The sequence below is a fragment of the Methanosarcina sp. MSH10X1 genome (assembly GCF_004099695.1).
Classification (GTDB): Archaea; Halobacteriota; Methanosarcinia; order Methanosarcinales; family Methanosarcinaceae; genus Methanosarcina.
This window is the reverse complement of the sequence record NZ_SCHL01000006.1, coordinates 135600-153616: the sequence shown is the minus strand read 5'-3', so window position 1 is coordinate 153616 and position 18017 is coordinate 135600. Positions and strand designations below refer to the sequence as shown.

At 44.1% G+C, this 18017-nt stretch carries 11 protein-coding genes; 6 read left to right on the top strand and 5 right to left on the bottom strand.

The genetic code is table 11. The features are described from left to right. The first annotated feature begins 170 nt into the window (after positions 1-170). The 3 genes from EQO05_RS07320 to EQO05_RS07310 all read left to right on the top strand — a co-directional run bounded on the left by EQO05_RS07320 (position 171) and on the right by EQO05_RS07310 (position 5088). Positions 171-2081, top strand: coding sequence for a hydantoinase/oxoprolinase family protein (locus EQO05_RS07320; RefSeq protein ID WP_128505162.1), 1911 nt, complete (start codon positions 171-173; stop codon positions 2079-2081). 243 nt (positions 2082-2324) lie between these two features. Next, a complete protein-coding gene (locus EQO05_RS07315) occupies positions 2325-4346 on the top strand; it encodes a hydantoinase/oxoprolinase N-terminal domain-containing protein (RefSeq protein ID WP_128505255.1) in 2022 nt (673 codons plus the stop codon). A 196-nt stretch (positions 4347-4542) separates the two neighbouring features. Then, a complete protein-coding gene (locus tag EQO05_RS07310) occupies positions 4543-5088 on the top strand; it encodes a pyruvoyl-dependent arginine decarboxylase (protein WP_128505160.1) in 546 nt (181 codons plus the stop codon). 221 nt (positions 5089-5309) lie between these two features. On the opposite strand, the gene EQO05_RS07300 is transcribed toward EQO05_RS07310, so the two are convergent. From EQO05_RS07300 to tatC (EQO05_RS07280), 5 genes are all read right to left on the bottom strand, one after another. Continuing rightward, entirely contained in the window at positions 5310-6632 is a 1323-nt protein-coding gene (locus tag EQO05_RS07300; protein ID WP_128505156.1) for a hypothetical protein, read from the bottom strand. A 198-nt stretch (positions 6633-6830) separates the two neighbouring features. Further along, the gene (locus EQO05_RS07295) at positions 6831-7316 is read right to left on the bottom strand and encodes a hypothetical protein (protein ID WP_128505154.1); all 486 of its coding nucleotides are present in this window, start codon (positions 7314-7316) and stop codon (positions 6831-6833) included. Then, positions 7286-7579, bottom strand: a complete 294-nt coding sequence (locus EQO05_RS07290; protein ID WP_128505152.1) for a hypothetical protein — start codon at positions 7577-7579, stop codon at positions 7286-7288. The genes EQO05_RS07295 and EQO05_RS07290 overlap by 31 nt, the downstream gene beginning before the upstream one ends. Before the next feature lie 142 nt (positions 7580-7721). Then, a complete protein-coding gene (locus EQO05_RS07285; RefSeq protein ID WP_128505150.1) occupies positions 7722-13211 on the bottom strand; it encodes a DUF3320 domain-containing protein in 5490 nt (1829 codons plus the stop codon). A gap of 1103 nt (positions 13212-14314) precedes the next feature. Next, positions 14315-15100 (bottom strand): Sec-independent protein translocase TatC, encoded by a 786-nt coding sequence (gene tatC, locus EQO05_RS07280; protein ID WP_128505148.1) that lies wholly within the window; start codon positions 15098-15100, stop codon positions 14315-14317. Between the two features lie 1008 nt (positions 15101-16108). Between tatC (EQO05_RS07280) and tatC (EQO05_RS07275) the strand changes: the two genes are divergently transcribed. The 3 genes from tatC (EQO05_RS07275) to EQO05_RS07265 all read left to right on the top strand — a co-directional run bounded on the left by tatC (EQO05_RS07275) (position 16109) and on the right by EQO05_RS07265 (position 17948). Beyond that, complete coding sequence (gene tatC, locus EQO05_RS07275) at positions 16109-16891, top strand: twin-arginine translocase subunit TatC (protein ID WP_128505146.1); 783 nt, start codon at positions 16109-16111, stop codon at positions 16889-16891. Positions 16892-17023: 132 nt separating this feature from the next. Further along, entirely contained in the window at positions 17024-17404 is a 381-nt protein-coding gene (locus tag EQO05_RS07270) for a twin-arginine translocase TatA/TatE family subunit (RefSeq protein WP_128505144.1), read from the top strand. A 238-nt stretch (positions 17405-17642) separates the two neighbouring features. Next, positions 17643-17948 (top strand): twin-arginine translocase TatA/TatE family subunit, encoded by a 306-nt coding sequence (locus EQO05_RS07265; RefSeq protein ID WP_128505143.1) that lies wholly within the window; start codon positions 17643-17645, stop codon positions 17946-17948. Positions 17949-18017 lie beyond the last annotated feature (69 nt).

The window sequence follows — 18017 nt, the reverse complement described above, 5'->3', positions numbered from 1 at the left end:
CTTTTTTTGGAGCCAGCCAATACATTTCCCGCCAACTATTATATATTTTTAAATATAATATATCCCCGGCAATTTTAATCTCATGAGCTACCTCATGAACCCCAGTTTTAGAGAACCCCAACTACGAAAACTCTAGAAGATGAACAGGAGGCATTTAGACGCAGTACAGCATGGGCATTGACGCAGGAGGCACCTATACGGATTCGATCATCATCCGGGATTCCGATGGCAAAGTGATGGATTCCAGCAAGGCGCTCACCACCTACCCCGACCTGCTTGCAGGAATAGAAAGCTCCATAGACGGGCTGGATGGAAAATATTTAAAAGACGTAAAAATGGTTTCAGTCTCAACAACGCTTGCAACAAACACGATCCTTGAGAAAAATGGCTATCCTGTAGGCTTGATCCTTGTAGGAGACTATGAAGTCCCGGAAAAAACGCATGTTGAATTTCATACTATTGTAAAAGGAGGGCACGACCACCATGGAGCTGAACTTGTTTCTCTTGACCTGGAAGCTGTAGAAGCTTTTGTCCGTAAGGTGAAGGATAAAGTTTCGGCTTTTGCAGTTTCTTCATACTTCAGTGTTCGAAATCCTGTCCATGAGCTGGCAGTCAAAGCCCGCATACAGGAACTTACGGGAATGCCTGTGGTTTGCGGGCATGAACTCTCCCTTGACCTTGGAGCCTATGAGAGAGGAATTACAGCCTACCTGAACGCCCAGCTTATTCCTATCGCAAACCAGTTCATCCGCTCAATCAGGGAAGAAATCTCCAGGCGAGGAATGAATTCGAGGCTGCTCATGCTCAAATGCGACGGTTCGGTCGTGGGCATTAACGAGGCTCTGGAAAAACCGATCGAATCTATCTTTTCGGGTCCTGCAGCAAGCCTTGTAGGGGCATCTCACCTCTCAGGGCTCGAGACCTGTGCGGTTATTGACGTAGGCGGGACAAGTACCGACGTTTCGATGTTCGAAAACGGGCTTCCGGAACTCTGTGCTGACGGGGCTGTAGTCGGAGGCTGGCAGACAAAGGTTAGAGCCATCCGGATGGAAACCTCGGCAATGGGAGGAGACAGCCATGTCTGGGTCAGGAACATGAAAATAAATCTCGGCCCAAAGCGAGTTATCCCGCTCTGCGTTGCAGCTGTCAAATATCCTGGTTTTCTTGAAGCTCTGAAAAAAGGGAGAATCCCGGGGACTATGCACCTTGAAGAAAACGTGCAGCCTACCAAGTTCTTTGTAAGGACAGGGGTCGAACCTTCAGATCTTGGAAAGCTTGAAAAAAAACTCTTTGACAGAATAGGAGATTTCCCTGCATCGCTTAACGATATCTTCTGGGAAACCCAGAAAACGCTTTCTCCTGCTCTACTTGATTCGCTCATAAGGAGGCGCCTCATCCAGGCAATCGGCTTCACTCCTACCGATGCCCTCCACGTGCTCGGGGAATATACCGAATGGGATGAAGAAGCCTCAAAAGTGGGGGCAAAACTTCTGGAACGCTATACCCAGACCGACTATATCGAGCTCTGCAAACAGATAAAACAGGATTTTGCGCGGAATATGGCTTTAAGCCTGGTATCCTTTATCCTGAAGGACGTGCCCCCCAGGGAAATCGAAAAAATCCTCCTGTCCGACAGGTTTACGCAATTCAGAATGAAAATTCCTGTCGTGCTGATAGGAGGACCTGTGGTAGCATATATCAACGAGTTGAAGCAGATTCTCGATGCTGATATAATAGTCCCTGAATACGCCGAAGTAGGAAATGCCGTCGGAGCCGTTGTGGGAAAGGGTATAAAAAGGCTTGAAATCCTGATCAAGAGCACCTACTCAAAAGATAAGAAAAGATTGGTTCTTTTATTCTCTCCCAGGGGCAGGGAAACCTTCGGAAGCTATCCCGAGGCTCTGGAGCATGCCAATGCTCTCGGGAGAAGGCTTGTCATGGAATACATGACCGAAGCCGGGCTCGATAAAGGACAGGTCCAGATCGAGGTCAGCAAAAAAGATATCGCTTTGAGTGAAGCAGGGGCAATACCCGTAGAGACAAAGCTTGTTTTCGTGGGCATCGGGATGCCGGAGGTTTGAGTTCCGGAAAGCTCCCGGAACATTTATATTTTTCCCTCTATAGCGCAAATAATGTATATGCTGAATTCATTATTTGTTCTTGAATTTGTGCCTGCCTCTGAGCGGATGTTATGTTCCGAACTGGTAAACCCTTGATTCTAAGAAATGGAATACGCAGCATAACAGATTACGGACGGCATGGTATAGATAGCGTAGAACATCGGTAATATAAAAGGCGATATAAAAATGGCGTATAATCCAAAAATGGCATATGACCTTGGCATTGATGCAGGTGGAACTTATACTGATTCGGTTTTAATTCAGAAGTCGGATGGAAAGGTCGTATGCTCAAATAAAGCATTTACCACCTATCCTGACCCTCTTGAAGGAATTAAAAAATCGATTGACGGACTTGATCCTGAAAAGCTGAAATCCGTGGCTGTTGTTTCGGTTTCTACCACCCTTGCAACCAATACCATCCTTGAAAGCACAGGATATCCCGTAGGGCTGATCCTTATAGGAAATTATGAGATTCCTTCCGATTCGGGAATTAAGAATTGCATCATGGTACAGGGAGGACATGACAGCAATGGGGAGGAAGCAGCAGCTCTTGACCTGTTAGCAGTAGAAAAATTCGTGCTTGAAATAAGAAACAGGGTTTCGGCTTTTGCGGTTTCTTCTTATTTCAGTGTTCGAAATCCTGAGCATGAATTACGCGTTAAAACCCTTATTCAGGAGCTTGCGGGATTGCCTGTTGTCTGCGGGCATGAGCTGGCCCAGTCTCTGGGAGCTTATGAAAGGGGAGTTACTGCCTACCTCAATGCCCAGCTCCTGCCTGTAGCGGAGGGCTTCTTAAAAACGGTAGTAAGTGAGATCGAAAGTAGAGGACTAAACCCCAGGATTGCCATGCTCCGCTGCGACGGTTCGGTAGTAAGTATGCACGAAGCCCTGAAAAAACCCATAGAATCGGTCTTTTCAGGGCCTGCAGCAAGTCTTCTCGGGGCTTCCTATCTGTCAGGGCATGAGACCTGCACTGTAATAGATGTTGGCGGCACGAGCACGGATGTCTCTCTGATACATAAAGGGCTTCCTCACCTCAGCGAGACCGGTGCAGTTGTGGGCGGCTGGCAAACAAAAGTCAGAGCGCTGCGTATGGAGACGTCGGCTATGGGAGGAGACAGTCACATCTGGGTTCAGAGAGGCAATATAAATATAGGTCCCAGACGTGTCATTCCTCTTTGCAGGGCAGCAGTCCTGTACCCCGATTTCATGAGCACCCTGAAAAAACGCTGGATTCCGGACAGGCTCAAACTGGATGAACATATCCAGGCAACAAAATTTTTTGTCCGGACAGGGCAAAAGCCTGCCAGTTTGAGCCGGGAAGAAGGAGAACTCCTTGCTCTTATAGGAAATAAACCGCTTTCCCTCAAAGATATTTACTGGGACCGAAATATCCTGCCTTCAAAAAAGGTGATGGGTTCTTTAATCCAGAAGCGTCTCGTTCAGGTGATAGGTTTTACCCCCACTGATGCCCTGCATGCACTTGGAGAGTATACTGAGTGGAATGCCGAAGCCTCTGAAATCGGAGCTACCCTGCTTGCAAACTTCTCAGGGATTGACAGGCAAGAGTTCTGTCTGGAAGTGAAACAGCTCTTTGCCAGGAACATGGCAGGAGACCTTATCGCTTTTTTGATGGAAGGAGTAGACAGGACCGAAATTAAAAAAATGCTTGAAGGCAGTTTTTTCGCCCGGTTTAAAGTGGATATCCCTGTTGTCCTTCTGGGAGGCCCGGTCCGGGCTTATGTGAAAGAGCTGAAGCAGCTGATTGATGCTGAGATTCTTATTCCGGAATATTCGAATGTCGGAAATGCGGTCGGAGCTCTTGCAGGCAAAGGGACAAAGCGTGTCGAGATAACTGTGCGTACGCTTTATAGTGAATCAAAGTACGACCTTAAAACGAAAGGTATCTTTGTATATACCCCTGCAGGAAGGAGGCATTTCGTGATAAGGAGTGAAGCCCTGGATTTTGCTGAAGAGTTCGGGAAAAAGCTAATACTTGACTACATGGCCGAGTCCGGACTTTTCCCTGACCAGGTTACAATTCGTGTAGATAAAAAGGATATAAAGGTCCATGCAGGTGAGATTCCAGTAGAAACCAGATTTATATTTGAAGGGATTGCAAATTCCGATGTCTATGAAAAAGCTCTATCCGGACAGAATGAATTTGATGAAGGCTTTAAGGAACTAAGCGAGCAGGACTCTCTTCTGGATGTATCTCCAGTATAAAGTATTCCGTTTTCAAAAGCTGAGAGTTAATAGGATAAAGTTCATAACTCTGGTGTACGTTTGAGTCATGAAAGATAGAACTATCAGCCCAATAGTTCAGCTTACTGCTTAAAAGCTTTAAATTATCTATGTGTGTATTGGTTGCTCATACAATGGAACCCGCACAGCAGACGCATAAATCCCTTGAGGAGTTAACATGATCCCAAGAAAAGCATTTTTGACAAAGGGTACCGGGGTACATAAAGACCGATTAGCATCCTTTGAACTTGCACTGAGGGATGCAAGAATCGAGAAATACAACCTTGTAAGTGTTTCAAGCATTCTGCCTCCCAACTGCAAACTAGTACCGAGAGAAGAAGGGCTCTTAGAGTTAAAACCTGGCGCCATTGTCCATTGTGTACTTGCAAGAAACGATACTGACGAACCTCATCGTTTAATGGCTTCAGCTATAGGAACTGCAGTCCCTGTAAATGAAGAAAACTACGGGTACATTTCCGAACATCACTCTTTTGGAGAAGAAGAGATTATTGCAGGAGAATATGCTGAGGACCTGGCAGCAACAATGCTTGCAACAACCCTTGGTATAGAATTCGACGCAGAAATGGCCTGGCATGAGAGAGAGCAGGTCTACAAGGCAAGCGGGCATATATTCGATACGTTCCATATTTGCCAGACCTCAAATGGCGATAAGGACGGGAAATGGACTACCGTTGTAGCTGCAATGGTTTTTATTACAAAATAAGAGTTAACTGAAAAGGTAAATCAAATAAACATAAGTTTTAGTTGAGGTCAGGGGAAGGAATTACAGCTTCCCCAACTTTGTAAAAAATGCAGGGCTGGAAGGGAATGTTCCGATCTTCCCTGGTACGGCTAACAAAAGGTAGAGTTGTCTGGAGCTTAATGTCTCCAGAACATATTTCTATGGCTTGATAAAATTCTTCAGGTGATCTTTCCTCCTGAGGATTAATTTTCAAGTGAATGAATTAATTGAACCTTCTGGATTCCTATACTTAATTCCGCATTATTGTTGCTCTTTAGCTCTGGTAAATCACACGGTCTTTCTGTGCCTTCAGGCATATGCAGAAGAATGGTGTTTTTTCCCTTCTTTAAGTCGATTGGAATATTTACTGTACTTAAACTGGTTTTTACGGTTTGTTTATTCTGGAGAGCTTTGCCGTTATAAACCTCCAGTGTTTTTGGAGAGTGGAAGCTCAGGGCTTTAAACTTTAATACCGCATCCTCAGTAACATCCGAGTAAATCAGTATTGTAGCATTATTTGCTACCCATGCAGTTGTTATGCCATCCCGGTTCTCCCGACGATTCCATCCGTCACCCAGAAGCATATAGGGGAGAATTGTCTCGTCCGGAACCTGGTAAACAACAAGCCCATCTTCAGGATATACACGTGGCTCGGTTTTAAGTGTCTTTTTCAGTAACTCGTTTGTAAAATGCAGCTCTTTGCTGGACAATTGATCTCTGTGGAGAATAACGTACCTTATATCGTTAGCATTCAGGACTGAAGTACCTATTTCAGTAATATTTTGTTCTAAAATCCCATTATTCTGCAGGGAATAATAGTTTAATTCTCTAATAAAGGGGGTACTACTTTGAAAGTAACTTATGTTGGCTGGATACCTTGCTGCAAATCCGCCGACAAGAGGTTTATTATGGACTGTCTGATAGTACAGGAGATGAAAATCCATATATCCTGCATTGTATCTCTGTGGTATTTCGAGCAATGCATAGTTCTCAGTATCATCACTGATTTCATAGTAAAAATCAGGGACATCTGCCTGCGCAGTCGGGTACGGGATGCACATATATTCAAAAATCAACAATAAACCGGTTATTGTAAAGATCAACTTCTTTCTTTCGGGCTTATACTTAAGTAATTCCGAAATGCCATGCCCGGCAAGGACGGAATATCCAAGTGTTGCGATGACGAAAAACCTGCCGACTGTCCTGCAGTTTTGCAGGAACGGAACCGTATCATCTAATAGCCGATGCGGAAGGAGTATCTTCAGATTGAAATCAGTGAAAGAAAGAATGCCATTAAAATGCAGTACAGGTCCCAGGCTAAGTATTGTAAAGAAAATTGTAGCTATTAACCAGAATTCTAAGTCAGGATTTTTCCTTGATTTCAGGAATGAAAGGGTCGAAAGCCCCAGAACGACGTATCCTATGAAGTTTACTTTTTCTGCATGCCAGTTTGGTAAGTTTAAATATAAATCTACTGTAAATTGACCAACCAGAGGATGTAGTTTCGAAGGGAGAAAGAAGGTCATCAAGTCATTTGATAATTTCAGAATTTCCTGAGCATCTGGTTTTAAGAAGTTTTCGTTTCAAAGGGCAATAAGTATTTCATTGACGGTTAAAGGCAATACTCCGAGATGAGCGACCCCGCCAAAAAGGAAATATTTTTTAACTGATATTATCACAGAATAAATAAAAGTATTCTCGGAACTGAGATTCGTGTAAATATCTTATAAAAGCACCAGCCCTGCAAAGATTCCCATAAATATCAGATACTGCAGGTCGCTCATTGCGACAAGGACAAAAAAGATTCCTGCAATAACCGAGTTTTTCGTCCCTCCCTCTTTAACCGTTTTCATAAGAAATAATGCACAGAAAGGGATCCACTGAATTGTTGCGGCTCCAAAGAAACATAGCCCTCTTGAAAAGTGATATGGGGAGAATGCAAATACAATTCCTGCAATAAAGGCAGCGTATTTATTATCCGTAAGGTATTTTACGAGCAAATACGCACCAGCAGCTCCTATTATGAAAGTCAGGAGCCATAATATCGTGTATATGACATGCAAGTCCAGAAACCGGGAGAGCAGCAAATATAAGATTTGATTAAATGCCGAGGGAAATGGCATAGATTCTATACCATTCGGATAAAAAAGCAAATTATCATGTGTAAAAGCTGTTAAATTTACCTCCTGTACTGCTTTTTTGTGTACCATAAAATCCTCATCCACTGAAAAGAATCCTCACCTGTTCCAGGAATATTGGTTTTTATCTTAAATATTACAGGATAGGCAAGAATAACTGTTAAAAGTACATATGATATCCCCACCAGAAAATATTCCTGGAAATTGCCAGGATGCTTATTCTTATAACCTGGATCTTCCTCCGGATTAGATAATTTTTCTATCTCCGCTAAATTGCCTCCCCCAATTTCCAGAATGTATTTTATTTTTTCTAATTCATATATTTTGATTCTCATATCGGAGATTTGACTGTATGGATTGAAAACTTTTAAAAACCAATCTATTGAAGAAAAGTTAAAAATCAGTAAAGAGTTTTAAGATTAAAGAATAGAATAGCCTGAGAAAAATAGGATTTCCTGAAATCTTTGAAAACACCTTTCATTCTGCAAAACCGATCATGTTGTTGGGCAGAAAGGTCAGCTCACTGTCCTCGATTCCTGAAAGGATAAGGTTCTCAATCCTTTCCGAGGTGTTTTTGCGGGTAGTTTTTATCCCGAGAACTCTTGAAGTCTGGACAATAAGCTCCTCAAGAGGGGTTGAATACTGACTGTTCAGGACAAAACGAATAGCTTCTTTTATTTCCTCGTCGCAGATCCATTCAATTTTTGCAGATGCGTCCCCATCACGCCTGCGCAGGAGACAGGCAGGTTCCGAAACCGGCCAGTAAAACTCGCCCTTTATCCGGATTTTTCCGGAGTTTTCGGCAGTGTCCGCGGCATCAAATATTCGCTGCTTTATTTTCCCGAGCATGCGGGGAATTCCAGTATGTGATTTTATCCGCAGCGGCAGGAGTTCTGCATGAATAGGACCCTCACACGCTATAATCCGTATAATTGCTTCCTCAAGCTGCCTGTCAGAAACTTCGGAAAGATCGACGGACTGCGGAAGTCCTGAGGAAAGGCAAGCCCTGTAGAGGGGTACGGTATCTTCGAGTAAATTTTCTTTCACGGACGGTTTTTCAGGCTCATTCTCAGAAATGTCAGGGACTTCAACAGTTCTCGATCCGGTAACTGAGGGCAAAATCTCAGATTCAGTTTCGGGCTCAGTTTCAGTATCCGAATCCCATATGCCTGCATAACTATCGTCCTCATCTGCATAATTTTCTTCCCCGTAATCAAGCTCGGATTCGAAATCGCCTCCTGAACCGTAGATATAAGCAAATTCATTAAGCCGCCTGCGTTTCTTTTTCTTTTCAGGACCTGCACTGAAATCAATCTCGGGATAAGCCTGGAAAAAACTCACTTTCTCAGGCTCAGGCTCAGGTATGAGTTCAGGCTCGTCCCCGTCAGAGCGGGGATCTGCACTGAATTTAAGAAGCTTTGATTTTCCTGATCTTCTCACAGGTTTCTTGCGAGAATTTGCATTGACTACAAGAGCCATTGATTCGGTTTTTGAAGCCATTTCCGGCAGTAAGTCCATGCCTGAAGGAGTTGTGAGCCCTTCTTCCAGTTTGAAAAGTGAGCCTGAATAAGGTTCTTCCTCCTCGGCTTCAAACGAAGCCTCTGGAAGAATTTCGGCTTCGAAAGCTTCCGGAAGGGCACTTCTTTCAAAAAATCTGCTTTCAAATTCTTCATCACCTGCATTTTCAGCACTCATTCCGGATAAAGCCGAAATTGCAGGTAAATCCTGGTTTAAAGGAGAACCGGAGTATTTTCTTGCAGGACTCTGGTTTACGGATTCGGCCCATGCTGCAGGTTCTTTAATTACCGGAACTTCGGATCTGGTTTCGGATCTTGCCTGAGTTTTTGCCTTTTTTATGGCTCCTTTCACAGCTTCAAGCAGCTTCTCTCTGCTCTCTTTCGGGTGCAGGTACCAGTCCGTTGACCAGACCCTGTAGATTTTCCAGCCCAGTCCTTCGAGCACCTGCTGGCGCAGACGGTCGCGATCCCGTGCAACATGCAGGGAATGATAACTGGCTCCATCACACTCGATTCCAAGTACATACCGTCCCGGATGGGCGGGATCAGGCACTGCAAGGTCGAGCCTGTGCCCGGCACAGCCAATCTGCCTGTGGACTTCGAAACCGTTTTCGGTAAGGAAACCGGAAACTGTTTCTTCGAAAGGTAAATCGGGGGTCTCCTTGCTATATGCAGGCAAGGGGAGCCTGCCACTCTCTGCAAACTCAAGAAAGACTTTCAAGGCCCGGAGCCCGAAAGGTGAATTTTCTTCCAGATTCAGGTCCCTTGCTGTAAAGTTAGCAAAAACAATGCATTTTTCCCTGGCCCGGGTAATAAGAACATTCAGGCGCCTTTCCCCTCCTTCACGGTTAAGCGGGCCGAAATTATGGGAAAGTCTTCGGTTACCGTCAAAGCCAAAACCTACACTCAGAAGTATAACATCCCTCTCGTCGCCCTGGATGGTCTCAAGATTTTTAACAAAAAAGTGCTCGCCTCTTCCGTTTCCAGAATTGAGGTCAAATCCCGGATTTGCTTTAAGCAGGGCCTCAATTTCTTCCTGGATGGCTTCCTGCTGTTTTATATTAAAAGTCCCGACCCCCAGGCTTTTCTCGGGATACCTGCTGAAGTGTTCTAAGACCGCCCTTGCAACAGCTCTTGCTTCTATCCGGTTGGCTCCGCTTTTACCCCTGTCATAAACCGCATCCGGAAGATGCACGAACTTCAGCCCGAGTCTTTCATCTTTTTGCATGGGGGAGGAGTAAACATAGAGGCGGTTATCGTAAAATTCCTGGTTTGAAATCGCAATCAGGGATTCATGCCTGCTCCTGTAGTGCCAGCGCAGGGTTTTTACCGGGAAACTGCGTTTGCACACATTCAGTATGCTTTCCATATCCCCTGCTGTAGCATAGTCATCGGGCTCAATTTCAGGAGAGTCGAGCACGGTATCGAAGAAATCGGTTGGAGGGAGCTGTTTTGAGTCCCCCATTACCACGACCTGTTTTCCGCGAAGGAGGGCTCCGACCGCATCTTCGGGCCTGACCTGGCTGGCTTCATCAAAAATAATCACATCAAAGCGGGTGCTCCTGGGATCAAGGTACTGGGCAATGGAAAGCGGGCTCATGAGGAAGCAGGGTTTGATCTTCTGGATCAGACCGCCTGCCTTTTTCATAAGGGCGCGGATAGGCATATGCCCTCTTTTCCGATTGAACTCATTAAGTAAAATTCCGGCTTCCGAAGCCCTTGACGCGCCTGAGGTCAGTTTTGGGGCTTCTTCGTAAGCCGAGCAGTTTATCCTTTTCCGGTTTTCCAGAAGCACCTTCTTATCAAGCTCCCTGAATTTCCCAAGTTTGCCTTCGTGGAGTTCCCGGATGAAAGTAGAAAGTGCAGGTCTCTCCCTGAAGGTGCGGTTCAGGAGGATCTCGGCGTAGCCGCCTTCAAAAGCAGGGATTGCATCAGAGACATCGAGTTTTCCGGATTCGAGATCCTCTATCATAGGAGCTGCTTTTGTTTCCAGGCAAGCCTGCCTGTATCCGAGATACTGGCTCCAGAGCACCAGGGAAGAAGTTTCGGTTTTCCATCGTGTTATACGGGATTTCAGGAGACTCAATTTTGCGGCTTCCAGGCTTTTCCCAAACATTTTGCCAAAATCCGCGCCTATGCTATCCCCAACTTTATTGAAAGATTCCAGAAACTCCTGCTTTGCAGCAAGTACCCGGCTGGCTGCGGATTCAAGGGCAGTGCTGTCAATTCCGGCTGCTATTAGCCTGAAACTCCTTTCCGTCAGAATGCCTTCTCTCAAATATTTCCGGAAGGTAACTATCCACTGGCTGTGCTCCTCAAGTTGAGCAGGGTCGCTTTCAAAGCCTTTCCAGTAGTCTCCGAAGTATTTTTTGCCTTTTGCGTTTGATTCCTCAAGCTCCTGCTTGCAAGCTTTATATTCGGAAAGTGAGGCAAGGTCAAGCAGGATTTTACTGTCTCTTAAGGGTGCGCCTGAGCGATAGCAGGCTGAAACCTCTTTTCTGAGCTTCCTGTATTTCGGATTTAAAAGCTTCAGGAGACTGCCGGAAAGTTCCTCGAATCTGCAGGTCTCAACGTCAAAAATTGATGGATTAAAAGTCTTCTCCGTGAAAGTCCTGAGTTCCAGGTACTGCCTGAGTTTCGAAACCAGAATGCTGGCTTCTGTTCTTGAAGGTTCGGACTCCCATTCCGGATTTTGAAGCATTTTCTCAGGCAGAGGCTTTGAGTTTCCTAGAAATCGTGCGGCATCGATTATATCAGTAATCCCTTCGAGAGTAGCTGGTTTTGAGGTTGCGGAGAAGTCATTAAAGGTTTTTATTGCCGTTTCCAGGGTTTCGAAAGCTGCATTGCATTCGCCTGTAAGAGCTTCAATTTCTCCGAGATCCGAAGGCAGTACAAGCCCGGGTTCGCAGCCATACCAGGGATTTTTCCGGATCGGGCTGAGGAAGGGAAGTACCTGTTCCAGTTTTTCCAGAATAGCTTCTGCATCGGTCCAGGCTTCAGGTTCCCAGGTTTCAGGCTCCTGAAATTTATAGCCGGGCATTTTAAGGCTTTTCGATTCGAAATAAGCTCTCGTTTTCTCCCTTATGCCATAAAGGGTATAGAGGCTGGGATAGATTCTTCCCGCAGGCTCTCCAAGGGATAGGGCATACTGGTCGAGTTCATGCTTCAGCTTTTCGAGCTCGTTAAGATCCCTTTCTGGGCGTATTGGGGAAGGAGCTGCCCGGTTCAGGGTTCTTTCCAGTTCTTCAAGCACGGCTTTTTTCCGGGTCTGGTTACTGTGGATCTCAAGGCAGAGTTCTCCCAGACCTGCCGAATCAAGCCTGCTCTTTACCACCTGAAGGGCAGCCATTTTTTCACTTACGAAAAGTACGCTTTTACCCTGAGCCATAAGTTCTGCAATGGTATTTGCAATTGTCTGTGACTTGCCGGTTCCCGGAGGGCCCTCGACAACAAGATCTTTTCCGGCTTTTACATCTTCAATGACTGCGATCTGGGAAGAATCAGCATCCATTATCTGGTAGGTATCCTTCGCTGAAAGTTTGAGGTCAACCTCTTCTTCCCGGAAGCCGGAATCCTCGCACTCGGGGTCTTCAGGGTTAAAGACTTTCCGGATAAGAGGATGGTCCGCAGGCGTCATGTCTTCAGGCCAGGTCGCAGGATCGAGATCCTTATACATCACAAACTTCCTGAAGTTAAAAAGGTCAAGGCAGATTTCTGGCAGGAGCTTCCAGTCCTTTTTTCCCCGGACTGCCTTGAATACAGCCCTGAAGTATTCCCCAATACCTGAAGCCTCCTCAGGCAGCTCAAACTCGGGAAGCACGATTCCGAATTCTTTCATTTTTGCCTGGAGAGTTATTGAAGTGAAAATCTCGTCTCCTGTCCACTGGATGCTGAAAATTCGCCCTTTTCCTATGCGTTTGAGCTCCACAGGAACAAGGAGAAGGGGGGCTTTAGGATTTTTTATGGCTGTCCGGGTATCATTCCACTGCAGAAAACCCAGCGCAAGGTAGAGCACAGGATAACCCTGTTCTTCGAAAATGGAATTTGCCTGGTTAAATACGTAAAAAAGCTTTTTATCAAGAGTTTCGCTGTCATCCGGGGTTTCCAGGAAAGTTTCGGAACGGGAACTCCGGGAATTGTCTTCTTTCTGGAGTTTTTCTTCTTCGGAAACCAGAATCTTTCCTATTGTCTTTAAAAGCCTGCTTTCCTTCCCGGAAGCCTCGTTTTCTTCCTCATTTGCGATTTTCCTGACTTTTCTGGACCGGCCTTTTGCCCTGAATCTCATTGATTTTTCCTGGAGGACAATGAGTTCGTAAATCTCCTCCGGCTTTCGACCTGCAATCGAGATGGTCCTTTTCTGGGAAGGGCGGTAATTGAGAAGATTATTTCGAAGGGACAGATCAAGCAAATTCTGCCTCAGTGCTTCCAATTCCTTAATTACGTCTACCATAAGAATACCAGGCTATTTTCAAATAATCAATAAAATAAATTTACGATTAATAAGATGCAGAGTATCTAAAATAAATTTTATTCTGTTTCGCCGGACATAGAGCTTAGAAAGGAGGAAAATACAACCCGGATCAGGGATATCTCCTTTGATAATAACATATTTAAGAATAATACTTTTAAGAATATTTTCCTTGTTATATCTGAAAACTATTTCCCTACTATTAGAGTTTTTCTCTATGTTACGATTACTTATCTCAGAACTTCGAACGCAACCATTGTTTCTGCTATATTTTCTTTCCGGAAGATGGGGGCGAGCAATAAAACATAAAAAGGAGCCGTATAAAGCAGAAGTACGGATATCAAGGCATTTGTAAGGCTCACAGCCGTATAATAAGAGACATTATACCTGCCTGCCATGCTCCAGGCAGCATAAAGATTTTCTTTTTTCCCTGGAATCTAATTCCTTACAGCCTCCCCGGAATTGCCAGATAACCTGCAAGCGCGAACAGCCCGGAAAGAAGCTGGAAAAATACAACAGATCCTGCCGTCATTTTTCACGTGCATGAAAAAAATTCCTGAAAACCCGTAGACGACGGATGAGGCAATCACCTGAAGATCTGCCTTTATATGCTGAGGCTCCATAGCTCCCAGGATAGGAAATTAGGTTAAATAAGACTTTTTGATCCTGTTGAAAGGAATTTCAGGACATGGGCTTCTGGCAGTTGGCATTTTCTAAATCATAATTAACAATACTGCCAAAAAATTATTTTATAAAAGTAATTTCGATAACCTTAAATCCTGTCAAAACAGAATATGAACTGATAGGCGAGTGCGGAAAAAGAACAGTAAGAGGCGTGTTTGGATTGCTTTCTCGATTATCATCACATCACCCCCAAACACGCCTGTGCTTCTCATCCGCCATCTCCCTGAAGGCACTGTTTCTTTTTTACAGCTTTGAGAGAACGGTTTTTCCCTTATAATCTCTTAACATCTTTTTTGCGCTTTAATCTCTTGAATTACTGTATTCCGCTTTTTATTTTTCTTTCACGCTTGAGCTCTTCTTTCTATTCCTGAACTCTTCTTATTTTCAGCTCTTCATTTCTTTTAATTTTTTCTCGTAATTCCTAATGCAGATGCTGACGGGTCGGGCTTGGGAACGCTATTCTTTACCCCCAGTATCCTGACAATAACCAGGCTTATCTCAAAGAAAACTACCATGGGCACAGCAAGCATTATCTGGCTCAGTACGTCCGCTCCTGGAGTTATGGTAGCTGCAATAATCATTATGAGGACATAAAGATGTCTTCTGTAGGTCACAAGGGTCCTGTATTTTACAAATCCGTTTCGGGTCAGGAAGGTAAGTATTATCGGAAGTTCGAATACCAGACCGAACATTGCCGTGCCTGAGGCTACGAACGAGATAAACTTGAAAATCGAGTAAGTTGCAGTCACCCCTGAGCCAGCTGCATCCATATAAAGGTACTTGAGGAAGAGGGGCAGCATGAGGAAATAGGCGTATGAAACCCCGAGGATAAACATGATGACTGCACCTATGCCCAGTACAACAAACTGGCCTTTTCCGATCGAGACCGGAACCTGAATTGAATACCGCCTCGAAACGGCTCTGTAAGTATAGAATGCAATAAGAGGCAGAGTAATGAGCAGCCCGATAATGACCGAGAGCTTAAGCTGCAGCATCATTACCTCCAGAGGGGAAATGTAAATAAGTTTTGCACCCTCGGGGAGGAGATCTTCTTTCATTCTCTCTATCAGGGGTCCGGTAAACTGAAATGAGAGAATTATACCTGTGATAAGGACCCCTGCAATCACAAGTAGCTTATTTCGCAGGGTCAGCAGGATTACACTGAGATTTTCAATGGCTTCAGACATATGGAGTACCTATCCGGAAAAGCAAAAGAAAGTTCTTCATCCAATTTAAGGGTCTTTTTTATTCATTGCCAGGAGATCAGGGAGCCCTATTCGCTGCAGTGACTTCTAGCATCAACTTTCTTTTACCTATTTTGTTTTTTCGTTTTGGATTTGTCCGGCTCTTTTCATGGAATCCTTGAAATATTTCCTGAAATTATCAGCCTTTAAGGGGAAATTCGGGTAGCGGAAGCCACAAAGTTCAAGTCCTGAAACAGTGGGGTCCAGGTGCCGGAAACCGGGAGATGCATTTACCCTAATAGGTTATATTAATTATAATAAGTATATTATATTAATATTTATATTAACTATCTAATCAAGTTATCAATGCTTCAGATTCTATTAACTATCCTGGTCAAGTCATACAATTCATCAGATTATATCAATTATCTTAATTAAGTCGCACACCTTATCAGATTATATCAATTATCTTAATCAAATCACACAGCTTATCAGATTGTGTCAATTATCTTAATCAAATCACACAGCTTATCAGATTGTGTCAATTATCTTAATCAGGTCTCACACCTTATCAGATTCTACTAATATCTTAATCGGGTGATTGTACTAATATCTTAATTGGGTTATAGTAATTACCACAACTATATTAAACAAACTTCTCAACTAAGTTATATTAATTCCGATAACTATATTTAATAAATTATCTTAATTGAGTTATATTAATTTCCATAATCTGATTAATAAATTATCTTAATCCAGCTATATTAATCATTTTAAGTGTTTCCATTATAATAACCCCAGGTGATAACTTCAGATATGCCCTCTCAGGTATATCGGCTATCAGGTATGCAAATATATAGTAGAAAGATATTGTGAAAAGGAATCATAAGTTGCACTCCGAAGTTCTCCTGCAACGGCGAATCGGAATCCTGCGGATGGGTTGCAGATTCAGATTTAATATTATGTTCCGATATTAATATATTTATCCAGGTACATTTAAGAGCGGAAAAAATGGACTCACAGCACACAGGCAATGGAACAACAGCCTCTACCGGAAAAACATCGGGAATGAATACGTATACTTCCGGCGTCCCGGGAGATATGGAAGAACCCATTACGGCTCACCTGTTTGAGCTGAGGAACCGGCTGGCAATCGTTTTAATCTGGCTCTTCCTGGGAATAATTCTCGCTTTCCCATTTTCGGCAAAAGGGATGCTGATTATCTGGAAGGAATTTATAAGTGCTGATCTTTACATGACAGCATACTCGCCCCTTGAATGGACCTTTGCCCGCCTCAAGCTCTGCCTGGTCTTTGCCCTTGCGATCTCGATTCCGCAGCTCTTTTACCAGCTTTACAGGTTTGCAGGCAAAGGGCTTTATCCGCATGAGAAGCGGTTTTTCCTCAAAGTTATTCCGGCATCTTTCCTGCTTTTCCTCTTCGGAACGGCTCTGGGTTTCTTTGTCGTCCTGCCTGTGATGTTTAAATACATCCTCCTTTACTCGGGCGATATGGCTACAGCGCAGCTTTCAGTCCAGAACACTCTCTCAGCCGTGACCACAATTCTGGCAGGTTTCGGAATTGTGTTCCAGCTTCCTCTGCTTGTGGTCTTTGCCGTGAAGATGGGGCTTGTAGAGTACCAGACCCTGAAAAAGCAGAGAATGCTGGTCTACAGTGCAATTCTTGCAGTTTCATTATTCCTTTCCCCTGATCCCACTTTCATCGCTCAGATGGTTGTAGCGCTATTACTGGGATTCCTGTTTGAGTTCAGCCTGCTGGTGGTCCGGCTATTCTAAGAACAGGCACGTCTATTTAGTTCCTGCTTCTTTTCTTTAAAAGATAGGTTATTCAAAGGAATCTTAAAATTAAGCCAGTCCCCTGATCTTTTTACAAGAACTTTTATATTTGATTGTTGATAATAACCAGCAATGATAGGTACAGCAGAATTGATAGCAATCATCGTTGCTGCTCTCTTCCTCTTTGGGCCCCAGAAGCTTCCTGAACTTGCACGGTCTCTGGGAGGTGCAATGGGGGAATTTAAAAAGGCACAGCGCGCTGCTGAGCTTGAACTCAATCAATTCGACGCCTATACCCGAAAGGCCGCAAATACGGCTACTTCCGGGGAAAAAGAGAAAGAGAAAGAACAGAAAGATACTGCGGGTAGCAGTAAAGAAATAAATACCGATAAGGGTTTAAAAGCCGATACCGATTTAAACAACAGTGCGGATTCAAAACCCGAAGCGAGTCTGGAAAATAAGCAGGAAACCGGGAAAACCATCTCCGGACAGGAAGAGCCCCGGAAAAACTGAAATACCGGGACAGAGCCAGGATAAAAGGGGACGGTCAGAGGTGGAGGCTATAGACTGAGAGGAAAAACAAAATAAAAAGAGTTAAATATATAAAATATCCAAAATAATAACTAAAAATAGAAACTTTATATATCATAAAAAATCTTAGCTTAACTTAGCGATATTTACAGTTCTCACATCATTATCACCTGCTGAATTGATTATATTTATTTAAGAAAACGATATTGAGGTCAAGCCAATGATAGGCACAAATGAACTCTTAATGATTTTCGGAGTAATTGTACTCCTTTTCGGGGCAGCCAAACTTCCTGAACTTGCCCGGTCCATGGGAAGTTCAATGGGAGAATTTAAAAAAGCCCAGAAAGAATCGGAGCTAAACCTGAAGGAATTTGAAAAATCTCTGAAGGAACCCGCAGCGCCGAAGAGCAAGGTACAGGAAACCGCACAGAAACTTGGGATTGAGATAAGAGGTAAAACCGACGAACAGCTTCTGGATGAGATCCAGAAATCCACAGAAAGGCCGAAAGAAGTCTCCGAACCCTGAAAAGTCCCTGAAAAGTGAGCTTTTCCCTGCTTTTCAAGGCATTTAATTCAGGTTTACCTTTATTGAAGC